Origin of the sequence: Amycolatopsis sp. NPDC051372, assembly GCF_040682095.1 — a bacterium.
In the GTDB taxonomy this organism is placed as follows: domain Bacteria; phylum Actinomycetota; class Actinomycetes; order Mycobacteriales; family Pseudonocardiaceae; genus Amycolatopsis.
In genome coordinates, this window is the sequence record NZ_JBFBAF010000013.1 from 188,736 (window position 1) to 211,551 (window position 22,816).

Below are 22,816 nucleotides of genomic sequence, written 5' to 3' on the forward strand. Positions count from 1 at the left end.
CGTGACCGAAGGAGTGTTCGGCCGGCACAGCGGCCATGAACAAGTCGTGTACTGCCACGACGAGGCCAGTGGCCTCAAAGCCATCATCGGCATCTACTCCACCGCACTGGGCCCGGCGCTCGGCGGCACCCGCTTCTACCCCTACGCCACCGAGGACGACGCGCTCGACGACGTACTCGCGCTCTCCAAGGGGATGGCGTACAAGAACTCGCTGGCCGGGCTCGACCTCGGCGGCGGCAAGGCCGTGATCCTCGGCGACCCGGCCACGATGAAGTCCGAAGCGCTGCTGCGTGCGTACGGCCGCTTCGTGCAGTCCCTCGGCGGCCGCTACATCACGGCCTGCGACGTGGGCACGTATGTGCACGACATGGACGTGGTGGCCCGCGAGACCAAGTTCGTCACCGGCCGCTCGCCCGAAGACGGCGGTGCGGGCGACTCCTCGGTGCTGACCGCGTACGGCGTTTACCAGGGCATGCGCGCTTCGGCCGACAACGTGTGGGGCGTGCCCGAGCTGGCCGGCCGCCGCGTCGGTGTCGCCGGTGTCGGCAAGGTCGGCCACATCCTGGTGGGCCACCTCGTGGAGGCGGGCGCGCAGGTTGTGATCAGCGACGTTTCGGCGCCCGCACTGGAGCGCACGCGTGCCGCGTACCCGGGCGTCGAGGTCGTGTCCGATGTGGACACCCTGATCCGCACGGACCTCGACGTCTTCGCCCCGTGTGCGCTCGGTGGCGTGCTGACCGACGAGACGGTGGCCGCTCTGCGGGCTCGCATCGTCTGCGGTGCCGCGAACAACCAGCTCGCCCACCCGGGCGTCGACAAGCTCCTCGACGACCGGGGCATCCTCTTCGCACCCGACTACCTGGTCAACGCCGGCGGCGTCATCCAGGTCGACGACGAACGCCACGGCTTCGACTTCGCCCGCGCCCAGCGCAAGACCACGGCCATCTTCGACACCACCAAGGCCGTGTACGCCCTGGCCAAGGCCGACGGGGTCCCGCCCGCCGCGGCGGCCGACCGCCTGGCCGAACGACGCATGGCCGACGTCGGTCGGCTGCGCTCGATCCTCACGGTCTGAGTTCCTTCACGACGGCGGGCGCACGGGATCTCCGTGCGCCCGCTTTTTCTTGCCCGGGGTTCAGACGAGGGCCGGTGCGACTCGCTCCGATGTGGACAGTCGCTGCGCGCGGCGCGCGAGGATGATCATCACGGCGGGGATGAGCAGGTCGGTGACCAGGACCCCGCCGGTGTTGCCCGGCGCGTGGTCGCCGTTGGCGAACCACTGGTAGACGTGCCCTACGACCGCGCCCCAGAGGAACATCCCGGCGCCGATTCCGATCGTGAGGCGTTCCCTTGTCGAGGCCGACGCGGCGCGGAAGCCCATCACGGCGAGCCCGAGGTTGGCGAAGGCGATTTCGAACTCGAACGGGGTCCGGGTGAAGCCGATCGCCGTGGCCATCACGTCCGGGGCTCCGACGAACGCGAGCGTCATCCAGAGGCTTCCGCAGCCGAGTGCGCCGATGGCCCACCACCGTTGCCAGGTCTCCAGTGCGGCTTGGCGGGACGGGCTGTGCCGGGTGCGGACGAAGGCGCCGATGGCCGGCACGACGACGAAGAGCAGGGGAACGGCGGACTGGGCGAGGTACGCGATCGTGGTCATGCCTTGAGTCTTGCATGGTTAATATTAACGACACAAGACTCAAGGTAGGCTTGTGGCGTGGACGACGATCTCGCTGACTTGCTGCATCGCGTGGTGTTCCTGCTGGGGGAGGCCGCGCGCCGGCGTGCCGACGGTGCCGGTGGTGCCGGGGGCCTGACCTACAGCCAGATGCGGTTGCTGGGCACGCTGGAGGACATCCAGCCGGTGACCCAGCACCAGCTGGCGCAGGCGCTGTCGGTGTCCGACCCGGCGATCAGCCGCGCGCTGCGCCCGCTCGAGACCGCCGGGCTCGTGCAGGTCCGCCAAGACCCCGAACACGCCCGGCGCCGGCTCGTGACCATCACCGAGGTCGGCGCGAAAGCCTTCCACGACAACGGAAAACCGCTCTACGACGAGCTGCGCACCGCCCTGCTCGAAGCCGGCTTCCCGTATGAGCAGTACCTGCGCGACACCGCCCGACTGGCCCGGCTTCTGGAGCCATGAGAACGGCATGAGAAAGGCCCCCTCACCGCGGTGAGAGGGCCTTCGTCGGTGGGGTGACGCTCAGCCGCTCTTGCGGCGGAACGTGCGCTTGTTCGCGGCGGGCCCGTGGGCGTGCTGGTTCTTGCCGCCGCCGGTTTCGTGGGCGGAGCCCGAGCGGGCGTGGGCCTGCTTGCGCTCCAGCGCCTCGCGGAACTTGCGCTTGACGTCGTCCTCCTCGCCGCTGGGCGACGGTTGCGGATCACTCATGCTTACCTCCGAAGGTGACGACGTGTGACCGTCCCAGCCTGGCACCGCCGGGAGCCCGACGCGAGTCGATTTCGACACACCGGGACACGCTCACACTCGCACAGCCAACCACGCTCGACCTGCGCGGGATGCAGCCGGGCCGATCAAGCGGGGGCTGTGTGATCGGTCCGCCGCTGTCCGGCGGTTCGCGGCGAGGGGACGGACGCCACGAACCGGTGCGGCCACGGGTGAACGCGGGGGCGAGCGCGGACCGCCGCCGTCACCACGAGCCGAGACAGCAAGCCCACGACGAGCACCGCGGCGAGCACGAGGGCGGCGCGGCCGCTCGCGGTGTCGAAGACGAGATGGCCTTCGCGGCCGAGGATGAAGCCGGAGTCGACGGCCCAGGCCACGACGGCGATCCCCGCCGCCGCGGCCGGGGCCGTGGCCGCAGCGGCGGCGACCACGACGAGCGCCAGCGGCACCAGCGCGTAGAGCGGGTGCGCGGTCGCCCCCGCGACGTCCGCCCCGATCGCGGCGGCCACCACGGCCGCGCAGCCGAGCGGGAAACCGAAACCACCGGTGATGCCCATGCGTCCAGCTCAGCGCGCCCGCCCGCACCGCACGAGAGGCGCGGACGCTTTCCCTACAGCCCGCGCGGTGTTCTTGACGTCTCCTTAACTGTGCCTATCGTTACCAATCCGACCACAGTCACGGCCGAATGGCTTCGTAGCAACGGTTACGCACCGCGTGGGGGTCGGCCTACTTTTGGCCGGATTGGTAACTGCGGCTCGTGGCCCGCACGATCGCGTCCACGATCTCCGGCCACAGCGGTTCGGGCAGGTCGTGGCCCATGCCGGGGATGACCACGAGCTCGGCGTCGGGGATCGCGGCGGCGGTGGCCTTGCCGCCGCTCACGTCGATCATCGGGTCGGAGTCACCGTGCACGACCACCGTCGGCAGCCGCAGCGAGTGCAGCGCTTCAGTGCGGTCGCCCGACGCGACGACCGCCGCGGCCTGGCGCAGTGTGCCCATCGGGTGCTGCGCGCGGTCGTAGCCCCGGGCCGCCTTGAATCGCAGGTACTCGTCGGTCGCGGGGTAACCCGGCGAGCCGGTGGTGCGGTAGGAGGCGATGCTCTGCTCGATGGCCTCCTCGCGCGTCGCCGCGGGCGGGCGCGTCAGCGTGGCCAGCGCGGCGGGCGAGGTTTGGCCGACGGTCGGGTCGCCGGTCGTGGACATGATCGACGTGAGGCTCAGCAGCCGGTCCGGGTGGTCGATGGCGAGCTGCTGCACGACCATCCCGCCCATCGACGCGCCCACCACGTGGGCCTTCGCGAAGCCGAGCGCGTCGAACAGGCCGACGGTGTCGTCGGCGAGGTCCGAGAGCAGGTACGGCGCCGAGGCCTGCCCGGCCGCGATCCCCGGGAGGTCGGGCGCGCCGAGCTCGTCGAGGTAGGTCGACAGGCCGATGTCTCGGTTGTCGAAGCGGACGACGAAGAATCTCCTGCTCGCGATCAGCTCGCAGAACCCGGTCTCCCACGTCACCATCTGGGCACCGAGGCCCATCACGAGCACCAGCGGCGGGTCCGCGGCGTCGCCGAAAGTGTCGTACTCGAGTTCGAGGCCGTTGGCCAGGGCACGGGGCATGCCCTGATCCTGCCCTAGATCCCCGAATCCTGGCACGCGCCGTCGTTATCCGGATACGGTACATCGCATGCCGTCTTCGACCTCGCGGGCCGGGAACCGTCCTCGCTCGCGCGCGGCAGCGGGACTGCCGGCCGTCACCGCCGAGAAGGTGGTCGACGCGGCGGTCGCGCTGACCGCCGAGCGCGGCCTCGACAATTGGACGTTGCGCCAGCTCGCGGCGGCCGTGGACGCCTACCCCGCGGTGATCTACCACCACGTCGGCGACCGGGACGCGGTCGTGGCCGCGGTGCTCGATCGCGTCGTCGGCCTGCTGAGCCTGCCCGACGAAGATCTGCCGTGGCAGGACTGGTTCGCCGAGCTGCTGGCCGAGCTGCGCACGGTGCTGCGGGCGCACCCCGGTACGGCGCGGCGGCTGGTGCTGTTCGGGCCGTCGGTGTCGGCCGCCATCCGCACGATCGACCGCGGGGTCGGCGTGCTGCTCGCCGCCGGCTTCGGCGAGGAGAGCGTGCTGGCCTACAACCTGCTCGTCGCCACGGCCTGCCAGTTCGTCGCGATGGAGGACGACCGCGACACCACGCTCGCGTTGCGCCTGGACAACACCGAGGAGTACGCGACCTATCACGACCGTGCCGACCTGCCCGGCATGGCCGCGCAGGGCCGCGCGATGCGGGAGCTGATGGCCGACCCGGAGCTGGCGGCCGGCTGGTACGCCCGCCTGTACGACTACGCGGTGCGCCGCTGCGTGGACGGGCTGGCGCACCGGCTGGCCGAGCTCGAGGCCGAGCCGCGGGCCTGATCGGGTGGCAGCAACCTTCCGGCGTGGGCCGAACGTGTGACCACCCCGGTGCGATCCGGGGGAAACTGACACCGAACCCACGTCGACCAGGGGTAACGTGGAAAGGAGCCGGGGGTCGAGAGGCTTCCGGCCGGGGCCCCCGGCACTTTCCTCCCCCCTCGTGGTGCCGGGGGTTCCGTCATTCCCCGGGAACTTCGCCCTGGATCAGCGGGAACACCTCACCGATGAGTGTGACGAGCGATTTGCTCAGCAGCGTGTGCACCTGGTCCCGGCTCAGCGAACCCCGCACGAGCCACTCGCGTCCCGCCGCCTTCACCATGCCGGCGAACGCGCGCACGGCCGCGTTCAGCTCCTCACCGTGCTCGCTGTCGCGCGAAAGCCCGACGGCCTCCAGCACGCGGTCGGCCGATTCGCGGTCGGCCTCTTCGAGGATGCGGTCGACCTCCGCGTCGCGCCCGATGCCCTCGGGCGCGATCGCGGCGAGCCACGTCTTCTCCTGCGAGCGCACCATGTCGAGGAACCAGTCGATGGCCACGTCGGCGCGCAGCTCGAGCGGCCCCTCGGGCAGGATCTCGATCGCGAGCCGCGGCACGGTCAGCGCGCGCCGCACGATTTCCAGATACAGCTCGCGTTTCGTGCCGAAGTAGTGGTTGATCAACCCCCGCGCGACCCCGGCAGCCGCGGCTATGTCCGAAGTGGACACCGCCGAGTAGGGCCGTTCGCCGAACAGGCGTGCCGCGCAGGCGTAGATCTGCTCTCTGCGCTCGTCCGGTTCCAGTCTCCGCCACTTCGGCGCCGGCTCCGTATTCATACGTAATATTTTCGCATGATCGGTTCAGTCGGGCCGACCGATCTCCGGCGGTGTCGCGCCCGGGGACACCATTGGTTGGCTACCGCCGGGTACGGCTTGACTGGCCGCGGGGTCAGTCCGGCAGCTCGATCGGCGCCAGGTCGTCGAACAGGTCACCAGGACCGGGGTTGGCCGGCGCCGACTCGCCGCCGAAGTGCCGCTGCACGCCCCACGCCGCGTTGAGCGCCGTCTGCACCGCGCCCTCGGCCCAGCCAGCGGTCCACGACACGTCGTCGCCGGCGAGGAACAGCCCGCGGTAGCGCTCGGGCAGCGCGTCCTGCTTGAAGTGCGTGAAGAGCCGGTGCTGGTAGCGGTAGTGGCCGGGCAGGTTCGCCTTGAACGCGCCCATGAAATGCGGTTCCGCCTCCCATGACACGGTCACCGGATCGCCCACGAGGTGCTTGCGCACGTCGACGCCGGGGTAGATCTCGCGCAGCGACTGCAGCATCACCTCCACGCGCTCGGAGACGCTCAGCGGCAGCCACTTCAGGGAATCGTCGGCCCACGTGTAGGAAAGGCAGATCACGGCGGGTTTGCCCGGGTCGTTGCCGAGCAGGTAGGTGCCGCGCGGCATCCGGTCGGTCAGTGTCATGCTCATCGTGTCGCGCCCGGTCGCGGGGTCGCGGTCGAGCCAGAACGGCCGGTCCACCGGCACGAACACCTTCGACGACTCCATGTAGTGCGTGCGCTCGATGGCCGTCCAGTGGTCGATCGGGAACAGCGCTTCGTCGCATTCGATCCTGGACAGCAGCATCCAGCTCTACGCGGTGAACACCGCGGCGCGGAACGTGCGGATGTGCCCGGACGCGTCGGTCACGGTCACGTTGTTCGGCGCCGTGCGGTGCAGCCGCGTGACGCCGGGGCGCGGCAGGCCGTCTTCGTGCAGCGCGGCGAGGCTGATGCCGGCGGCCCAGTGCGCGAGCGTTTCCGGTGCGTGGTCCCACAACCGCGCCAGCAGCTGCCTGCTGCCGCCGGTGATGCTGCGGTGCTCGTCGTCGGCGCCGGTGTACACGGCCCGCAGGATCTCCAGGATCGAGTTGGGGAAATCGGTGTCCCAGCCGCCCGTGCCGAAACCGACTTGGCCGAAGATCTCGCGGTGGCGGAACGACGCGAACGCGGGCGAATCGCACAGGAAGCCGTAGAAGGTCTGGTTGTCCAGGCGCGGCACGAGCTCGTTCCAGATCCGTTTCACGGTTTTCGCGTCGCGGTCGCGGATCGCGGTCTGCATCTCGGCGAAGGACGCGTGCTCGTCGAGCGTGCGCTGCCACGCCTGGGCGACTTCGCTGAACACCGGTGGCAGATCGTCCTGCGTGCGCGCGTAGTGGCTCTGCCCCTTGAGGTCCACGACGGTGCTCGGCGTCGCCGGCGCGAGCGGGTTCGGGAACGGTGAGGTCTCGAGCCCCACCTTGTCGATGTAGTGGAACAACGCGGTGGACGCCGGCGGGAAGCGCATGGCGCCCATTTCGGCGACCACGTCGTCGGGCAGGCCGGGGAAGTGGTGCGTGCGCAGGCGGCCACCCAGTTCGGCGATCTCGTACACCACCGGGCGCAGCCCGAGCTTCATGAGTTCGTAGGCCGTGACGACGCCCGAGAGCCCGCCGCCGATCACGGCGACCTCCGTGCCGTGGTGCTCCGCCGGCACGGTGCCAAGGCCGGCGGGGTGGGTGAGGTAGTCGTCGTAGGCGAACGGGAAGTCGGGGCCGAACATGGTGATCGGGCGCCCGGCCGGCTCGTCCGTGGGAATCGCGGTCGGGACGGCGGAGGTCATGCCTGGGGTCCTTCTTCGGTCAGGGATCGGTACAACGCGGGCCGGCGATCGGCCAGGTAGGTGTTCCCCGGGCGCGCGAGTACGGCCGGGTCGACGTCGCCGAAGATCAGCTCGGGTCCTTCGCCGGCTTTCGCCACGGTCCCCTCGGGGGAGGCGACGGTGGAGTGGCCGCAGTAGGTCAGCTCACCCTCGGCGTCACAGCGGTTCGCGTACACGACATACAGCTGGCTTTCGTGCGCCCGGATGGGGACGAGCGCGTCCGCGACCCGCTCGTACGGCCGCATCAAGGCGGTCGGCACGAGCAGCAACTGGGTGCCGGCGAGGGCGTGCGCCCGCACCGGCTCGGGAAACTCCACGTCGTAGCAGATGAGCAGTCCCACGCGCAGCCCACCGAGGTCCGCCTGCACCACCAGGTCCACGCCAGGGGAGAACTGGCTGTGGTCGATCTCGCCGTAGAGGTGCGTCTTGCGGTAGTTGGCGAGCCGTTCCCCTTGTGCGGAAAGCAGTTGCGCCGAGTTGTACACGGCGGCGCCGTCGCGCTCGGGGTAGCCGTAGACCAGCGCCACGCCGTGCTCGGCCGCGAGCGCGCCCAGTTCCTGAGCCAGCGCTCCGTCGGCCGGCTCGGCGCGCTCGGCGACCGCGGCGGCGCCGATGGCGTACCCCGTGGTGATCATCTCCGCGGTGACCACGAGCTGTGCGCCGCCTTCGGCCGCGGCAGCGAGCGCGGCGGGCAGGTCCTCGTAAGCACCCTGGTGGACGGCGACGATCATTTCGCCGCCGCCAGCCGCGAACGCCGGATGCCGTAAGCGAAGTACAGCACCAGCCCGAGCAGCATCCAGCCGCCGAACACGACCCACGTGGCCCCGTCGAGGCTGAACATCATGTACGCGCAGCACAGCACGCCCAGGATCGGCGTGACGGGGGAGAACGGCACGCGGAACGTGCGCGGGTCGTCCGGGCGGCGCCGGCGCAGCACGAGCACGGCGATGTTGACCAGACCGAACGCGAAGAGCGTGCCGATGCTGGTCGCGTCGGCGAGCTTGCCCAGCGGTACGAACGCGGCGAGCACGGCGACGAAAGCCGACACCACCAGGGTGTTCGTGCGCGGTACGCCGGTCTTCGGGTGCACTGTGGACAGTGCTCTGGGTACGAGCCCGTCGCGCGACATGGCGAACAGGATCCGCGTCTGTCCGTAGAGGACGGTCAGCACCACGCTGGAGATCGCCACGATGGCGCCGACGGCGAGCACGCCGGCCCAGAACGGGCTGTCCAGCACCGAGGTCAGCACGTGCGACAGGGCGGCCTGCTGGTCGTCGAACTGCTGCCAGGGCAGGGCGCCGACCGCCGCGACGGCCACCAGGCAGTAGAGCACCGTGACGATGCCGAGCGAGAGCAGGATCGCGCGGGGCAGGTCGCGCTGCGGGTTGCGGGCCTCCTCTCCGGCGGTCGAGGCCGCGTCGAACCCGATGTAGGAGAAGAACAGCTTCGCGCCACCCGCGCTCATGCCGGCGAGGCCCAGCGGCAGGAACGGCGTGAAGTTCTTGGCCTGCACCGCGGTGAACGCGATGGCGCAGAACAGGACCAGCGTCGCGATCTTCACGACGACCATGATCGCGTTGGCCCGCGCGCTCTCCTTCGCACCCGAAAGCAGCAGCACCATCGCCAGCAGCACCACGACGATCGCGGGCACGTTCACCAGCCCGCCGTCGCCGGGTGGGCCGCTGATCGGCTCGGGCAGCGCGAATCCGAACGCCAGCCGCAGCAGCTCGTTCATGTACTGGCCCCAGCCGACGGCCACCGACGCCACGGACACGCCGTACTCCAGGATCAGGCACCAGCCGCAGACTGACGCCACCAGCTCGCCGAGTGTGGCGTACGCGTAGGAGTACGACGAGCCCGACAGCGGGATCAGGCCCGCGAGCTCGGCGTAGGACAGCGCGGAGAACGGCGCCGTGACCCCGGCGAGCACGAATGAGACCACCACGGCGGGCCCGGCCACCGGCACGGCCTCGCCGAGCACCACGAAGATGCCGCTGCCCAGTGTCGCGCCGATGGACAGCATCGTGAGCTGGCCCAGCCGAGCGACCGTTTCAACGGGCCGTGGCCGGCTTCGGCCACCAGGTCCGCGACCGGTTTGCGGCGCCCCAGCGCAGTGCCGAACCGCACGCGGGTCGGGGTGGACGTCACCTGGCTACTCCTCGTCGTCGAGGCTGCGATGAAGATCGGGTGCGAGCCACGGTATCGAGCGAAGTGTGCCCCGAAAACTGGAAAACGTTGCGCGTCCGGATGAGATCTGGGTGGTTCATTGCACTTTCACGGTCGGAAACGGTGATCTGTTCACTCCGCGACGGCGGGCGCCGGCTCAGCCGGCTGGGCCGCTTCAGCCGGCTCCGCGGGTGCGGCCGGCTCCGCCGGGTCGTCGCTCGCGGGCAGCAGCAAGGTGAACGTCGGCGGGTGCGGGCTCGACAGCCGCAGCCGCCCGCCTTCGGCCTCGGCCAGGCTGCGGGCCAGCCGCAACCCGATGCCGTGCCCCGGCGGCGCGGTGCGGGCCAGGGCGAACGGGTCGGTGTCGCCGAGATCAGGGCCGTCGTCGGCCACGTCGATGGCGAGCGCGCCGCCCGCATCGCGCGCGACGACGGTGACCGGCCCACAGCCGTGCGTGGTCGCGTTGTCGAGCAGCACCGCGAGGACCTGCCGCACGGCCGCCGCCGAGGCCCGGACGGCGGGCGGGTCGACGACCTCGACGTGCAGCCCGCGGCCGTTGAGCAGCGGAGCGCCGGCCTCACGCAGCTCGGCCAGCACCGCGTCGAGGTCGAGCTCCGCACGCGGTGCCCGGCGTTCGCGGGACAACGCGAGCAGGTCGTCGATCGTGCGCTCGAGCCGGTCGGCCGAGTCGATGCCGGCGCGGATCGCCTCGTACGGGTCGAGTCCGGGCGTCTCCAGCGCGGCCTCCAGCTGCAGCCGCAAGCCGGCGAGGGGCGTGCGCAGCTGGTGGGACGCCTCGGCCGAGAACGCGCGTTCGCGATCGAGTGTCTCGCCGATCCGCTCTGCGGTCACGTCCAGCGCCGCGCCGACCCGGTCGATCTCGGCGATGCCCGCGCGGGGGCTGCGAGCGGTGAAGTCACCGTCGCCGAGCCGGGTCGCGGCGGAGGACAGCTCCTCCAGCGGGCTCGACAACCGGGCCACGATGCGCCGCGCGATGAGCCAGCTCGCGGCCACGGCGGCGACGCCGAACCCGATCATCCCGAGCCAGGTCAGGCCGACGCGGCGCAGGAGCACGGTGTGCGGCATCGCCGCTCGGACCACGCCCGCGAGCCGCGCGCCGTCCATCACGGGCACCGCCAGCACGTCCTCGCCGTCGACCGGTCCGGACGCCACATCGACGTCCGCCCCGGACACCTGGTGCACCACCGCGTCGGCGGTTTCCGGGCCCGCGCCGGAGACCAGCTGTCCCCTCGGGTCGTAGATCCCGACGGTCGCGCTGTCCTGAACCGGCTGGCGGGGCACGCGCCCGGCGGCGAGCGCGTCGGACACCTCCAGTGCGGTGCCGTCGGCGGCGCGTTCGAGCTCGGAACTGGTGTCCTCACGGAAGTACCACAGCGCGGCGACGGCCAGCGGCAGCCCGAACAGCACGGTGGCCACCACGGCGGCCAGCACCGTGAGCGTCACGATCCGGCGGCGCACGCTCAGGCCTCTTCCAGGCGGTAGCCGTGCCCGCGCAGGGTGGCGATCCGGGGCACGTCGGCCGGCTCGGGCGCGGCGTCGGCGAGCTTGCGCCGCAAGGCCGCGATGTGGACGTCGAGCGTCTTGGTGGAACCGTGGGCGTTCGCGTCCCAGACGTCGGCCATGAGCCGCTCCCGGCTCACCGCCACGCCCGGTTGCTCGGCGAGACGCGCCAGCAGGTCGAACTCCCGCGCCCGCAGGTCCACCTCCCGCCCGCCGACGACCGCGCGCCGGCTCGCCGCGTCGACCACGAGCGAGCCGACGGTGACCACCGGCACCGCGGGGTTCACGGGCGCGCCGCGGCGCAGGTGGGCTCGCACGCGGGCGAGCAGCTCGCCGAGGCGGATGGGTTTGGTGAGGTAGTCGTCGGCGCCCGCGTCGAGGCCCACGACCACGTCCATCTCGTCGGCCCGCGCGGTGAGGATCACGACGACGGCACCCGGCATGCTCGTGCGCAGGCGGCGGCACACGTCAACCCCGTCGAGGTCGGGCAGGCCCAGGTCGAGCAGCACGAGCTCGGCCCCGGCCTCGTTCAGGGCGCTGCGGCCGTCGCGGCACCAGCGCACCTCGTGGCCGTGGCGCGCGAGCGACGACTCCAGGACGCCGCCGATCGTCAGGTCGTCCTCCACCACCAGCACCTTGGCCACGGGAGCAGCCTAACCAACACCCTGGCCGGGAGTGCCGGGAAATCCGCGGAACCCGGTTACGTCTACAAAGGACGGTGCTCAGCGCCTCGGACGCGCGGTGCTTTCGCGCAGCACGACCTCGGCGTTGACCCGGACCGTGCGCGCTCGCGCGCCGGAACCCTTGAGCGCGAGGTCCATCGCGCGTTCGCCAAGCTGTTCCAAGGGAAGCGCGACCGTGGTGAGCGCCGGCGTGAGGTCGCGGACCACCGGGATGTCGTCGAAGCCCGCCACGGAGATCTCGCCCGGCACGGCGACGCCGGCCTCGCGCAACGCGGCCAGCGCGCCGATCGCCATCAGGTCTGTGACCGCGAACACGCACGTCGGGCGCTTCCGCTTCGGCCGCTCCAATAGCCGCTTCGCCGCTTCGTAGCCGCCGTCGCGGGTGAAGGCGGTCTCGAGGACGTCTTCGTCGGACAGCGTGACGCCGTGGGCGGCGAGCTCCTCGGCGAACCCGTCGAGCCGGTCGCACACCGTCGTGAGCCGCGTCGGCCCGGCCAGCACGGCGAACCGCTTGTGGCCCAGCCCGACGAGCGCCTTCGCCAGCGCGGCCGCGCCGCCGCGGTTGTCGGGCTGCACGGTGTCCACCTTGAGCCCGCGGTGCCGGCTGACGGCGGCGACCTGGCCGCCGCCACGGCGGTACGGGTCGAGCTCCGCGGCCATCGCGCGTTCCCACGAGCGGTCCTCGAACGCCGACCCGATCAGCACGATCGCCGAAGCCCGCTGCGCCCGCAGCGCCGAGACATACGCCACTTCGCGGTCGGCGTCGCGGAACGTGTCGGCGAGCATCACGAGCAGGCCGTTGCCGTTGGCCACCTTCATGACCCCGCCGGCGACCGCGGAGAAGTACGGATCGGACACATCGTGACAGATCACCCCGACCGTCCGATGTGTCCCTCCGGCGAGTGCCTGCGCGTGTGCGTTCGGTGCGTACGCGAGCTCAGCCGCGGCCGACATCACGCGATCGCGCAGGTCCATGCGGACGGACGCGGTGCCGTTGAGCACCCGCGAAGCCGTGGCGAGTGACACGTCGGCGCTGTGTGCCACGTCCGCCAGGGTCACGTGCGGCCCGGACTTCATCGCTCCTCCATGGTGGTTCCTCGGGCATAGTGGCCCCATGCTCGGTCTGTACCCGGAAATCGAACCCTACGACCACGGGATGCTGCCGGTGGGCGATGGCAACGTAATCTACTGGGAGGAGTGCGGGAACCCCGAGGGCAAGCCGGTGGCGTTCCTGCACGGCGGTCCCGGTGGCGGCGCGTCGGCGCGGCACCGGCGGCTGTTCGACCCCGAGCGGTACCGGATCCTGCTGTTCGACCAGCGCGGTTGCGGCCGCAGCACACCCCATGGCAGCACGGCCGAGGCGGACCTGTCGGTGAACACCACCTGGCACCTGGTCGCCGACATGGAGCTCCTGCGCGAAGACCGCGGCATCGGCCGGTGGCAGCTGTTCGGGGGCTCTTGGGGCAGCGTGCTTGCCCTCGCGTACGCCGAGCAATACCCGCGCCGCGTCAGCGAGCTCGTGCTGCGCGGAGTCGCGACGCTGCGGGTGAAAGAGATCCAGTGGCTTTTCGGCGGCGGCGCCGCGTGCTTGTTCCCGGAGGCGTGGTCGCGGTTCCTCGCGCCCGTGCCGTACGCGCGCCGCAGCGACAACCTGCTCGAGGTCTACCACGAGCTGCTGCACCACCCGGACCCCGAAGTCCACGGACCGGCGGCGATCGCGTGGAGCCGGTGGGAGGGCGAGACGGTGAAGTACACGCCGCAGGAGGAAGTGGTGTCGGCGTTCACCGAACCGGAGTTCGCGCTCGCCATCGCGCGCATCGAGAACCACTACTTCCGCCACGGCGGCTGGCTGGCCGAGGACCAGCTCATTCGCGAGGCCGGGAAGCTCACGGGCATCCCGTGCGTTCTCGTGCAGGGAAGGTACGACGTCGTCACTCCCGCGACCACGGCGTGGGAGCTGGCGCAGGTCCTGCCCGGCGCGGAGCTGAAGATGATCTCCGACGCCGGTCACGCCTTCGACGAGCCCCGGACCCTGCACGAGCTGATCAGCACGACCGACCGGTTCGCGGCAGGCTGGGACGACCACGAGATCGACGAGCCGAGAGGAAACACACGGATGCTTTTTGGTGACGAGCACGTCCGCCGCTACGAGGAGACCGACGGCGAGGTCGGCCACGAGTGGCAGCCCGGCGTGCCGACACTGGTCCTGACGACCAAGGGCCGCAAGTCCGGTGAGGACCGCAAGTTCGCGCTCATCTACCAGGAGGTGGACGGCAACCCCGTCATCGTCGCCTCCAAGGGCGGCGCGCCGAAGCACCCCGGCTGGTACCTCAACCTGGAGGCCAACCCGGAGGCCGGCGTCCAGGTGCTGGCCGACAAGTTCACCGCCCGGGCCCGCACGGTCTCCGGCGAGGAGCGCGCCCGGCTGTGGGACAAGCTCGCCGCGGTGTGGCCGGACTACAACGAATACGCGAAGAAGACCGACCGCGAGATCCCCGTGGTGGTCCTCGAGCGGGTGTGATCCGCGCCGCGTCCGGGACCCGGGGTCACCGAGCCGAGTGTTCTTCGGCTACGAATGACGCTCATGGCCCTGCGAAACCGGTCGCGCGAACGCTGGACCCCGCTCGAGAACGAGGGGGAGCTGCTCACCTTCCGTCAGATGGAGGCCTACGGCCGGCGCTTCGCCCGCGCCGGCCGTGGTGCCTGGTACAGCTTCGCGATCGAGGTGGTCTGGCAGTTCCTCGTGCTGTTCAGCCGCTTCCGCGTGCGGGGCGCGCGCCACATCCCGGCCTCGGGCGGGGTGCTGGTGGCGTCGAACCACCTGTCGTTCGCCGACCCGACCACGCTCACGGCGTTCTGCCTCGCCGCCGGCCGCGTGCCGCGGTACCTGGCCAAGTCGAGCCTGTGGGACCTGCCGGTGGTCGGCTCGGTGATGCGGTCCGGGCAGCACATCCCGGTGTACCGCGGAGCGCCGACGGCGGCAGGCGCATACCGCGACGCCGTGAAGGCGGTGGAAGCCGGCGAGTGCGTGACGATCTTCCCGGAGGCCACGTTCTCGGGCGACCCCGGCGGCTGGCCGATGAAGGGCAAGACGGGCGTCGCGCGGATCGCGCTGGAGACCGGCGTGCCGGTGGTGCCCGTCGCGAACTGGGGCACGCACCACCTGCTGCCCGCCGGGGCCTGGTTCCCGCACGGGATCCCGCGCAAGACCGTCGAGCTCGTGGCGGGTCCGCCGGTGGACCTTTCGGATCTCCGCAACGGCGCGCCGACCCGCGAGGTGCTCGAAGAAGCGACCGCCCGGATCATGCGCGCGGTGACGGATCTGCTGGCCGGGATCCGCGGCGAAGCGCCCCCCGGCGACCGTGCGTGAGGCGAGCACCGTCACCCCGCCCCGCCAGCCGGTTCGGGGTAATTTGGATGGTATGAGTGCACACTATGACGTCGTGGTCCTGGGGGCCGGTGTCGGCGGCTACGTGGCCGCCATTCGCGCCACGCAGCTCGGTCTGAGCGCGGCGGTCGTCGAGGAGAAGTACTGGGGCGGGGTGTGCCTCAACGTCGGCTGCATCCCGTCGAAGGCGCTGCTGCGCAACGCCGAGCTGGCGCACACGGTGAAGGAAGAAGCCGCCACCTACGGCATCTCCTCCGACAGCGAGATCCGCTTCGACTACTCGGCCGCCTACGAGCGCAGCCGCAAGGTCGCGGACGGCCGCGTCAAGGGCGTGCACTTCCTGATGAAGAAGAACAAGATCACGGAGTACGACGGCCACGGCACGTTCGTCGACGACCACACCCTCGAGGTCAACGGCGAGCAGATCACCTTCGACCACTGCGTCATCGCGACCGGCGCCACGGCGCGTCTGCTGCCCGGCACTTCCCGCAGTGACCGCGTGGTCACCTACGAACAGCAGATCCTCGAGAGCGAGGTGCCCGAGAGCATCGTCATCGCGGGCGCCGGCGCGATCGGCGTGGAGTTCGCGTACGTGCTGCGCAACTACGGCGTGGACGTGACCATCGTCGAGTTCCTCGACCGGATGGTGCCGCTCGAGGACGCCGAGGTGTCGGCGGAGCTGGCCAAGCGCTACCGCAAGCTCGGCATCAAGGTGCTGACCGGCACCAAGGTCGAGGCCATCGACGACTCGGGCGCGAAAGTCCGGGTCACGGTGTCGAAGGACGGGAAGCAGGACGTGCTGGAGGCCGACAAGGTCCTGCAGGCCATCGGCTTCGCGCCCAACGTGAAGGGCTACGGCCTGGAGAACACCGGCGTCGAGCTCACCGAGCGCGGCGCCATCGCGGTGGACGGCCGCGGCCGCACCAACGTGCCCCACCTGTTCGCCATCGGCGACGTGACGGCGAAGCTCATGCTGGCGCACGCGTCGGAGTCCATGGGCATCGTCGCGGCCGAGACGATCGCCGGCGCGGAGACCATGGAGCTGGACTTCGTGATGATCCCGCGCGCGACCTACTGCCAGCCGCAGATTGCCAGCTTCGGCTGGACCGAGGCCCAGGCCCGCGACAAGGGCTACGACGTGCAGGTCACCAAGTTCCCCTTCACGGCCAACGGCAAGGCCCACGGCCTCGGCGACGCCGGCGGCTTCGTCAAGATCCTCAGCGACGCCAAGTACGGCGAGCTGCTCGGCGCGCACCTCATCGGCCCGGACGTGACCGAGCTGCTGCCCGAGCTCACGCTGGCCCAGCAGTGGGACCTGACCGTGCACGAGGTCGCCCGCAACGTCCACGCCCACCCGACCCTGGGCGAGGCGGTGAAGGAAGCGATCCACGGCCTGGCCGGACACATGATCAACTTCTGAGGTCTTCCCGCCACGACGCCGGATCGTCCACTGCGGACGGTCCGGCGTCGTTGTCCTCCGGTTCATCACCCGTCTGCCCGGAGAGCGTCCACGAGCGGGGGACGGGCCGCTACGCCGACCACCGCGTCCACGGAGTGGACACATCGGACGATTCAAACTTTTGTCGGTGTACTGCGCGGTGGTGACTCTCTAGATTCTTCTGACTACCGCCGGTGTGGCGGGCGAGGCAGGGAGAGAGAGTCGATGCGGAGATTCAGCCGGGCTGCCACTCGGTCGGTGCCGTTGGCGGTGGGGGTCGTGCTGCTGGGCGCCGGCGTGGCGAGCGCGCAGCCGTCCGCGGCCGACGTCGTCGCGCAGCGCACCGAGACCGGCATCAGCGCGTTGCAGGGCATCAAGAAGTCGCTGACGCCCGCGGAGCGCAAGCAGGACAGCCGGCTGGTGATCGAGAAGCGCCTGCGGGCCGACCATGCGCTCGCCGCGCTGCTGCCCGACTACCGCACCGGCCTGCCCGTGGCGAAGACCGGTGCGGTCTCCGTCGACATCACCGGCATTACCGGCACCACCGGGACCGCCGTGGCCCAGGCCGTGCGTGCGGCCGGCGGCACCGTCCGCTACGCCTCGCCGGACGGCGCGGTGCGAGCGGACCTGCCGCTCGCCGCCGTGGACAAGATCGCGGCGCGCGGTGATGTGGCCGCCGTCGCGCCGGCCGCGCAGGCGATGACGTGGCGTGAGCAGGACCCGCGTCGTGAGCTGGTGGCCCAGGCGGTGACGCAGGTGTCCGAAGGCGACAAGGCCCACGGCGCCGGCACCGCCCGCGCGCAGTACGGCGTGACCGGCTCCGGCATCAAGGTCTGCGTGCTGTCCGACGGCGTCAACTCCCTGTCGAAGTCGCAGGCCGCGGGTGAGCTGCCGGCCGTCGACGTGCTGGCGGGCCAGGCCGGCAGCGGCGACGAGGGCACAGCGATGCTCGAGATCGTCCACGACCTCGCGCCCGGCGCCACGCTCGGTTTCGCCACCGCGTTCACCAGCGAAGCGAGCTTCGCCGCCAATATCCGCGCCCTGCGCACCACCGGCCACTGCACCGTGATCGTCGACGACGTCGCCTACTTCGACGAGTCGCCGTTCCAGGACACGCAGGTCGCGCAGGCCGTCAACGACGTGACCGCCGCGGGCACGCTGTACTTCTCCTCCGCCGGCAACTCCGGCAACCTCACCGACGGCACCAGCGGCTACTACGAAGGCGACTTCCGCGCCTCGGCCTCCACGCTGCCGGGCATCAGCGGCACGCCGCACGACTTCGACCCGGGCTCGGCGGTGCAGACCTCCGACCCGCTTTCGGCGGGTTCGCTCGGCAAGCCGGTCACGCTGTTCTGGTCGGACCCGTGGGGCAAGTCGGGCAACGACTACGACCTGTTCATCCTCAACGCGTCCGGCAGCGTCGTGTCCTCCAGCGACAACCCGCAGACCGGCTCGCAGAACCCGTACGAGATCGCCTCGGTGCCGACCACGGGCTCGGGCTACCGCGTGGCCGTGGTGAAGTACAGCGGCGCCGACCGGTTCCTCGCGCTCAACGTGATCCGCGGTCGGTTCGTCGCATCGGGCTCGCTCAAGGCGTTCAGCACGGCGGGCGTCACCTCGGGCCACTCGGCCGCGGCCGACGCGTTCAGCGTGGCGGCGGCCCCGGCGGCGACGGCGTTCGGCCGTCCACTCGAGACGGGCGACCCGGCGAACCCGGCCGGCCCGTTCCCGGGCCAGTTCACCGCGGCGAGCAAATGGGAACGCTTCACCTCCGACGGTGAGCGCCACCTGTTCTTCAACCCCGACGGCACCGAGGTCACCCCGGGCAACGTCTCCTCGACGGGCGGCGCCACGCGCGCCAAGCCGGACATCACCGCGGCCGACGGCGTCGCCACGTCCGTGGCCGGCTTCCAGCCGTTCTACGGCACGTCCGCGGCGGCCCCGCACGCGGCCGCCATCGCGGCGCTGCTGCTGTCGGGCAAGCCCACCGCGACACCCGCGGAGATCCGCTCGGCCTTGGTGTCGAGCGCGATCGACCTGGGCGCGCCCGGGTACGACGCCGTGACGGGCGCCGGCGTGATCATGGCGGGCCCGGCGCTGGAGGCACTGGGCGTGCCACAGAGCTAGGCGGGGTTCCGGCGGCCCTGGGCGACCGGGGCCGCCGGCTCACCTGCTCGTGATCAGCAGGTGGAAGGCGCGAGTGCCCTCGCCGATGCGTTGGTGGCGGTCCAGGCTCAGGCCCGCCTCGCCCAGCGCCGTCTCGACGTCGGCGACCGGGCGCAGCCGGAAGCCGGGTTCGGTGAACGGCATGGCTTTCATGGCTTCCGGGTCGCCGATGCCGAGCACGAACCGGCCACCTGGCGTGAGCACGCGGGCGACCTCCGCGAACGCCAGGTCGAGGTCGTCGATGAAGTACACCGTGTTCAGCGCGATCGCGGCGGCCATCGACGCGTCTTCCAGCGGCAGCGCGGTCATCGTGCCGCGGTGCAGGCGCAACCGGCCGGCGGCGATGTTCGCGGGGAACGCGGCGCGGGCCTTGGCGATCATCGTGTCGGAGATGTGGACGCCGTGCACCGTGCCGCCCGCCGCGGCGCGCAGCAGCAGGTCGAGGCCCAGGCCACCGCCGAAGCCGATGTCGAGCGCGGTCTCCCCGGGTTTCAGGTCGAGTGCTTCGACAGCCGCTGTCACGTTGCCTCGGTTGGCGCGGTTCAGCAGCCGCCCGACGGCCCGGCCGGGCAGGCCGCTGGGGTGGCCGAGCTGCCGCGCCAGCCCGGCGAGCAGAGTGTCTCGTGGTCCCATTTCCGCAAGTCTGCCCCCGCGACGGCCGCGAGTCCACGACGTGGATTGTGGTGACCCGGATGGTGTGGCAGCGTGCTGGCCTGCGAGGCCGAGGAGGGGTGGGATGACGACGAAGACCGCGGTGGTCACGGGAGCAGGTTCGGGCATCGGCCGGCGGGTGGCACGGGCGCTGCTGGACGCTGGCTACCAGGTCGCGCTGGCCGGGCGCCGGGCCGAAGCGCTGGAGGAGACGGCGGACGGTGCCGAAGGTGCGCTGGTCGTGCCCACGGACGTCGCTTCGCCCGAGGCCGTGGCGGCGTTGTTCGAGGCGGTGCGCGGGCGGTGGGGCCGGCTGGATCTGCTGGTGAACAACGCCGGGGTGTCGGTGGGTGGGACCGTCGCGGACCTGTCGGTGGAGCGCTGGCGCCGGACGGTCGACACGAACCTCACCGGGATGTTCCTGTGCGCGCAGCAGGCCGTGCTCCTGATGAAGGACCAGGAACCCATGGGCGGGCGGATCATCAACAACGGCTCGATCTCCGCGCACGCGCCGCGGCCCGCGAGCGTCGCCTACACCGCCACGAAACACGCCGTCACGGGGCTGACCAAGTCGATCTCCCTCGACGGCCGCGCGTGGAACGTCGCCTGTGGACAGATCGACATCGGCAACGCCGCCACAGAGATGACCGAGCGCATGTCCGGCGGCATCCCACAGGCCGACGGCCGCGTGCTCGCCGAGCCCACCTTCGACGCGGGCCACGTGGCCGACGCGGTGCTGTACATGGCGGGGCTGCCGCTGGACGCGAATGTCCAGTTCCTGACCATCACGGCCACGACCATGCCGTTCATCGGGAGGGGCTGACCCTTCCGTACCGCCGGAGTTACCCGTTCGGGCAAGGATCTTCGAGTGGTCTGATCCACGCTGCGGTGCTGGTGTCCCGGGACCACGCTGGGCGTGCGATCACGAGAAGGGACCCGCTCGATGAAGCACCGCACGTTGCGTCGGTTGGCCGTCGTACCGCTGGCGATCGCCACGGTGACATTCGGTTCGATCGCTTTCGGTTCGGCGACCGCGTGGGCCGACCCGCCCTCGGCTCTGCCGGCCCGCGCGCCCGCCGCCGACGCCAAGTGGCAGCCCGCGCTCGACTTCGACAAGGACGGTTGCTACAACACCCCGGCCATCGGACCCGACGGCACGCTCAACCCGGGCCTCGACCTCGGCGGCGCCGTGAACGGCAACTGCCACGACAAGTCCGATCTGGCCAACACCAACGTCTACTCCAGGTCCAAGTGCAACAACGGCTGGTGCGCTTACCTGTACGGGTACTACTTCGAGAAGGACCAGGTCTCCGACGGCCCCGTGTCGGCCGGCCACAAGCACGACTGGGAGCACATCGTCGTGTGGGTGCAGGACGACCAGGCGAAGTACATTTCCGTTTCCCAGCACCAGGGTTACGAGACGAAGCCCGCGTCGGAGGTCCCGTTCCAGGACAGCCACCCGAAGGCCGTGTACCACAAGGACGGCGTCACGACCCACGACTTCCGCTTCCCCAAGGCCGGCGACGGCGACGAGCCCCCCGAGAACGACGAGGGCGTGTGGCAGGTCAAGGGCCTCGTGGGCTGGGACAACTACCCCTCGGGCATCCGCGACAAACTCACCTCCGCCGACTTCGGCGACGCGACCTTCAAGCTGACGGACGACCGCTTCAACGGGACACTCGCCACCGCGAAGCCCGCCGACGTCGGTCTGGACCCGAACGCCTGATTCGGGTCAGGGAATGACTTTGTCGCGGCGGAACTCGTCGAACAGGCGGTAGAACATCTGCTCCCTTTCGAGGGGCGTGTGCCACCTGCGCGCTGATTTGTCGAGGTTCCCGCGCGGCTCGCGAAACGGTGATCAGACAGAAAGCCCGGCCAGGTCGATACCCGAGAACGCCGCCGCCGTGACGTCGTGCAGGCGGGGCGACCACACGGCGTGCCCGTGGCCCGTCCACAAAGGAGCCACCGGGAGGTCGCGCAGCAGCTGGTTCTCGGCGACCCGGTACAGCTGCCCGGCTTCCGCGGCGGTGGCCGCGGACTCCGCGGCCGCGAGGTCCTGCTCGAAGCCGGCGTCCGAGTAGCCCGAGGCGGAAGCCAGGGCCGACAGCAAGTCCGCAGGGCTGGCCGAGGCGAGATTCAAGTCCACAGTAGACGGACCGGTCGCTTGCTCGGTCGGCCGTTGGGCGGCGGTCACCGGAACCCCCAGTGCCGTGGTCAAGCCGACGGCGAGCGGGCGCGTCCACTGGCCCGCGGCGGGGTCGAAGTACACCGTGGTGGGGCCGGTGAAGCCGGACTGGCCCAGCAGTGACTTGGCGGCGGCCGCGTCGAAGGAGCAGGGGCGGCAGGTGCCGGTGCGTTCGCCGGGGGCGTCGGAGGGTGGCAGGAGGGCGTGGGCCGGGTCGACCTGGTGGGCGAGGGGCCCGGCCTCCAGTGCTGAGCGGTCGACGGCCAGGGCGAAGGCGTGGCGCACGGCGGCGTCGGCGAAGCGGGGGTCGGTCGTGGGGAAGACGAGGTAGCCGGCCTCGGGCAGGGGCCAGGTGGTGTGGCGGTCGGCGAAGTCGGTGTGCATGGCTTCGTGGCGTTCGCCGGGGACGGAGGTGACGAGGTCGAGCGAGCCGTCGCGCACGGCGTCGTACTGCTCCACCGGGTCACCCACGCGCAGGTCGACCTCGGTCGCCAGCTCGCCGGCCGGGGCGATGCGCAGGAGCGTGCCGCCGGTGCCGGGGGCCCAGTCGTCGGCGAGGCGGAAGGGGCCGTCGCCGACGGGGTGGCGGGCGAAGCCGTTCCAGTCGTGCGAAGCGAGCACGGAGGCGGGCATCGGCACGAGCCCCGGCGCCGAGAGCCACGCCGGCACCTGGCTGCTCGGACGGCCGAGCACGAGCCGGATCGTCGCCGCGTCGGGGGCCGTGATCTGCTTGGCCCGCAACGACTTCGTCAGCACCGGTGTGACCTCCCAGTTCTCGCCGGCGATGGCCCGCCACGTGTCCACATAGGACTTCGCGGTGACCGGGGTGCCGTCGTGGAACTTCAGGCCAGGGCGCAGCTTCACGGTCCACGTCACGCGGTCAGTGCTCGTGATCGACGCGGCGGCGCGCGGGGTGAGCTTGCCCGTGGCCGGGTCGTAGTCGGCGAGCGGCGTCCAGAGCGCGCCCGTGACGAAGCGCCCGGCCTGGTCGTCGACGTCGGCGGGCAGCAGCGTGCCCGGTTCCTGCAGCCCGACCGTGACGACGCCCGGGCGCGCCGGCTCGTCGGACGAACAGCCGGCGAGCGCGGACAACGCCACCACTGCGGCGGCGAGCAGGGTGGGCAGGCGCATGGTGTCTTAATACCAGTTGGAA

20 protein-coding genes and 2 pseudogenes are annotated in these 22,816 nt (G+C 71.1%); 9 read left to right on the forward strand and 13 right to left on the reverse strand.

Annotated elements, in window-relative coordinates; translation table 11 throughout:
* Position 1 precedes the first annotated feature (1 nt).
* Positions 2 to 1,075, forward strand: a complete 1,074-nt coding sequence (locus tag AB0M56_RS21355; protein ID WP_364178800.1) for a Glu/Leu/Phe/Val dehydrogenase dimerization domain-containing protein — start codon at positions 2 to 4, stop codon at positions 1,073 to 1,075.
* Between the two features lie 60 nt (positions 1,076 to 1,135).
* Here the strand turns inward: AB0M56_RS21355 and AB0M56_RS21360 are convergent, their stop codons facing one another.
* Positions 1,136 to 1,657: a DUF6790 family protein gene (locus tag AB0M56_RS21360; protein ID WP_364178803.1), complete on the reverse strand. Its 522-nt coding sequence runs from the start codon at positions 1,655 to 1,657 to the stop codon at positions 1,136 to 1,138.
* Positions 1,658 to 1,714: 57 nt separating this feature from the next.
* Between AB0M56_RS21360 and AB0M56_RS21365 the strand changes: the two genes are divergently transcribed.
* A complete protein-coding gene (locus AB0M56_RS21365) occupies positions 1,715 to 2,140 on the forward strand; it encodes a MarR family transcriptional regulator (RefSeq protein ID WP_364178806.1) in 426 nt (141 codons plus the stop codon).
* Between the two features lie 60 nt (positions 2,141 to 2,200).
* On the opposite strand, the gene AB0M56_RS21370 is transcribed toward AB0M56_RS21365, so the two are convergent.
* The 3 genes from AB0M56_RS21370 to AB0M56_RS21380 form a co-directional block, all read right to left on the reverse strand.
* On the reverse strand, positions 2,201 to 2,386 hold the full coding sequence (locus AB0M56_RS21370; protein ID WP_285973648.1) for a DUF5302 domain-containing protein: 186 nt from the start codon (positions 2,384 to 2,386) through the stop codon (positions 2,201 to 2,203).
* A gap of 143 nt (positions 2,387 to 2,529) precedes the next feature.
* A complete protein-coding gene (locus tag AB0M56_RS21375) occupies positions 2,530 to 2,958 on the reverse strand; it encodes a hypothetical protein (protein WP_364178809.1) in 429 nt (142 codons plus the stop codon).
* Between the two features lie 169 nt (positions 2,959 to 3,127).
* On the reverse strand, positions 3,128 to 4,012 hold the full coding sequence (locus AB0M56_RS21380; RefSeq protein ID WP_364178812.1) for an alpha/beta hydrolase: 885 nt from the start codon (positions 4,010 to 4,012) through the stop codon (positions 3,128 to 3,130).
* A 67-nt stretch (positions 4,013 to 4,079) separates the two neighbouring features.
* Between AB0M56_RS21380 and AB0M56_RS21385 the strand changes: the two genes are divergently transcribed.
* Positions 4,080 to 4,808 (forward strand): TetR family transcriptional regulator, encoded by a 729-nt coding sequence (locus AB0M56_RS21385; protein ID WP_364178814.1) that lies wholly within the window; start codon positions 4,080 to 4,082, stop codon positions 4,806 to 4,808.
* Positions 4,809 to 4,986: 178 nt separating this feature from the next.
* Here the strand turns inward: AB0M56_RS21385 and AB0M56_RS21390 are convergent, their stop codons facing one another.
* From AB0M56_RS21390 to AB0M56_RS21420, 7 genes and pseudogenes are all read right to left on the reverse strand, one after another.
* Entirely contained in the window at positions 4,987 to 5,619 is a 633-nt protein-coding gene (locus AB0M56_RS21390) for a TetR/AcrR family transcriptional regulator (protein WP_364178817.1), read from the reverse strand.
* A 112-nt stretch (positions 5,620 to 5,731) separates the two neighbouring features.
* Positions 5,732 to 7,426: pseudogene (locus AB0M56_RS21395) on the reverse strand (NAD(P)/FAD-dependent oxidoreductase).
* The gene (locus AB0M56_RS21400) at positions 7,423 to 8,196 is read right to left on the reverse strand and encodes a carbon-nitrogen hydrolase family protein (RefSeq protein WP_364178819.1); all 774 of its coding nucleotides are present in this window, start codon (positions 8,194 to 8,196) and stop codon (positions 7,423 to 7,425) included. The pseudogene AB0M56_RS21395 and the gene AB0M56_RS21400 overlap by 4 nt, the downstream one beginning before the upstream one ends.
* A pseudogene (locus AB0M56_RS21405) lies at positions 8,193 to 9,574 on the reverse strand (amino acid permease). Before AB0M56_RS21405 ends, AB0M56_RS21400 begins: the two are co-directional and overlap by 4 nt.
* Before the next feature lie 189 nt (positions 9,575 to 9,763).
* Positions 9,764 to 11,110, reverse strand: coding sequence for a HAMP domain-containing sensor histidine kinase (locus tag AB0M56_RS21410; RefSeq protein ID WP_364178821.1), 1,347 nt, complete (start codon positions 11,108 to 11,110; stop codon positions 9,764 to 9,766).
* Between the two features lie 2 nt (positions 11,111 to 11,112).
* Positions 11,113 to 11,796, reverse strand: a complete 684-nt coding sequence (locus AB0M56_RS21415; protein ID WP_364178824.1) for a response regulator transcription factor — start codon at positions 11,794 to 11,796, stop codon at positions 11,113 to 11,115.
* Positions 11,797 to 11,874: 78 nt separating this feature from the next.
* Positions 11,875 to 12,912 (reverse strand): LacI family DNA-binding transcriptional regulator, encoded by a 1,038-nt coding sequence (locus AB0M56_RS21420; protein ID WP_364178826.1) that lies wholly within the window; start codon positions 12,910 to 12,912, stop codon positions 11,875 to 11,877.
* A gap of 37 nt (positions 12,913 to 12,949) precedes the next feature.
* On the opposite strand from AB0M56_RS21420, the gene pip reads away from it, so the two are divergent.
* The 4 genes from pip to AB0M56_RS21440 all read left to right on the forward strand — a co-directional run bounded on the left by pip (position 12,950) and on the right by AB0M56_RS21440 (position 18,788).
* Entirely contained in the window at positions 12,950 to 14,356 is a 1,407-nt protein-coding gene (pip, locus tag AB0M56_RS21425; protein WP_364178828.1) for a prolyl aminopeptidase, read from the forward strand.
* 63 nt (positions 14,357 to 14,419) lie between these two features.
* On the forward strand, positions 14,420 to 15,205 hold the full coding sequence (locus AB0M56_RS21430) for a lysophospholipid acyltransferase family protein (protein ID WP_364178830.1): 786 nt from the start codon (positions 14,420 to 14,422) through the stop codon (positions 15,203 to 15,205).
* A 52-nt stretch (positions 15,206 to 15,257) separates the two neighbouring features.
* The gene (gene lpdA / locus AB0M56_RS21435) at positions 15,258 to 16,643 is read left to right on the forward strand and encodes a dihydrolipoyl dehydrogenase (RefSeq protein WP_364178831.1); all 1,386 of its coding nucleotides are present in this window, start codon (positions 15,258 to 15,260) and stop codon (positions 16,641 to 16,643) included.
* A gap of 243 nt (positions 16,644 to 16,886) precedes the next feature.
* Positions 16,887 to 18,788: a S8 family serine peptidase gene (locus AB0M56_RS21440; RefSeq protein ID WP_364178833.1), complete on the forward strand. Its 1,902-nt coding sequence runs from the start codon at positions 16,887 to 16,889 to the stop codon at positions 18,786 to 18,788.
* 39 nt (positions 18,789 to 18,827) lie between these two features.
* Here the strand turns inward: AB0M56_RS21440 and AB0M56_RS21445 are convergent, their stop codons facing one another.
* The gene (locus AB0M56_RS21445) at positions 18,828 to 19,460 is read right to left on the reverse strand and encodes a methyltransferase domain-containing protein (RefSeq protein WP_364178835.1); all 633 of its coding nucleotides are present in this window, start codon (positions 19,458 to 19,460) and stop codon (positions 18,828 to 18,830) included.
* Positions 19,461 to 19,563: 103 nt separating this feature from the next.
* Here AB0M56_RS21445 and AB0M56_RS21450 point away from each other — a divergent pair, with 103 nt between their 5' ends.
* The gene (locus AB0M56_RS21450; protein ID WP_364178837.1) at positions 19,564 to 20,301 is read left to right on the forward strand and encodes an SDR family oxidoreductase; all 738 of its coding nucleotides are present in this window, start codon (positions 19,564 to 19,566) and stop codon (positions 20,299 to 20,301) included.
* A 120-nt stretch (positions 20,302 to 20,421) separates the two neighbouring features.
* The gene (locus AB0M56_RS21455; RefSeq protein ID WP_364178838.1) at positions 20,422 to 21,204 is read left to right on the forward strand and encodes an NPP1 family protein; all 783 of its coding nucleotides are present in this window, start codon (positions 20,422 to 20,424) and stop codon (positions 21,202 to 21,204) included.
* Positions 21,205 to 21,336: 132 nt separating this feature from the next.
* Here AB0M56_RS21455 and AB0M56_RS21460 read toward each other — a convergent pair whose 3' ends face one another.
* A complete protein-coding gene (locus tag AB0M56_RS21460; RefSeq protein WP_364178840.1) occupies positions 21,337 to 22,794 on the reverse strand; it encodes an ABC transporter substrate-binding protein in 1,458 nt (485 codons plus the stop codon).
* Positions 22,795 to 22,816 lie beyond the last annotated feature (22 nt).

What these genes read in the sequence shown, in the direction of transcription:
- AB0M56_RS21390 (WP_364178817.1), bottom strand. Translation starts at nt 5,619, where the DNA reads ATGAATACGGAGCCGGCGCCGAAGTGGCGGAGACTGGAACCGGACGAG.
- lpdA (WP_364178831.1), top strand. Translation starts at nt 15,258, where the DNA reads ATGAGTGCACACTATGACGTCGTGGTCCTGGGGGCCGGTGTCGGCGGC.
- AB0M56_RS21360 (WP_364178803.1), bottom strand. Translation starts at nt 1,657, where the DNA reads ATGACCACGATCGCGTACCTCGCCCAGTCCGCCGTTCCCCTGCTCTTC.
- AB0M56_RS21375 (WP_364178809.1), bottom strand. Translation starts at nt 2,958, where the DNA reads ATGGGCATCACCGGTGGTTTCGGTTTCCCGCTCGGCTGCGCGGCCGTG.
- AB0M56_RS21385 (WP_364178814.1), top strand. Translation starts at nt 4,080, where the DNA reads ATGCCGTCTTCGACCTCGCGGGCCGGGAACCGTCCTCGCTCGCGCGCG.
- AB0M56_RS21380 (WP_364178812.1), bottom strand. Translation starts at nt 4,012, where the DNA reads ATGCCCCGTGCCCTGGCCAACGGCCTCGAACTCGAGTACGACACTTTC.
- AB0M56_RS21440 (WP_364178833.1), top strand. Translation starts at nt 16,887, where the DNA reads ATGCGGAGATTCAGCCGGGCTGCCACTCGGTCGGTGCCGTTGGCGGTG.
- AB0M56_RS21450 (WP_364178837.1), top strand. Translation starts at nt 19,564, where the DNA reads ATGACGACGAAGACCGCGGTGGTCACGGGAGCAGGTTCGGGCATCGGC.
- AB0M56_RS21420 (WP_364178826.1), bottom strand. Translation starts at nt 12,912, where the DNA reads ATGAAGTCCGGGCCGCACGTGACCCTGGCGGACGTGGCACACAGCGCC.
- pip (WP_364178828.1), top strand. Translation starts at nt 12,950, where the DNA reads ATGCTCGGTCTGTACCCGGAAATCGAACCCTACGACCACGGGATGCTG.
- AB0M56_RS21370 (WP_285973648.1), bottom strand. Translation starts at nt 2,386, where the DNA reads ATGAGTGATCCGCAACCGTCGCCCAGCGGCGAGGAGGACGACGTCAAG.
- AB0M56_RS21445 (WP_364178835.1), bottom strand. Translation starts at nt 19,460, where the DNA reads ATGGGACCACGAGACACTCTGCTCGCCGGGCTGGCGCGGCAGCTCGGC.
- AB0M56_RS21455 (WP_364178838.1), top strand. Translation starts at nt 20,422, where the DNA reads ATGAAGCACCGCACGTTGCGTCGGTTGGCCGTCGTACCGCTGGCGATC.
- AB0M56_RS21460 (WP_364178840.1), bottom strand. Translation starts at nt 22,794, where the DNA reads ATGCGCCTGCCCACCCTGCTCGCCGCCGCAGTGGTGGCGTTGTCCGCG.
- AB0M56_RS21400 (WP_364178819.1), bottom strand. Translation starts at nt 8,196, where the DNA reads ATGATCGTCGCCGTCCACCAGGGTGCTTACGAGGACCTGCCCGCCGCG.
- AB0M56_RS21430 (WP_364178830.1), top strand. Translation starts at nt 14,420, where the DNA reads ATGGCCCTGCGAAACCGGTCGCGCGAACGCTGGACCCCGCTCGAGAAC.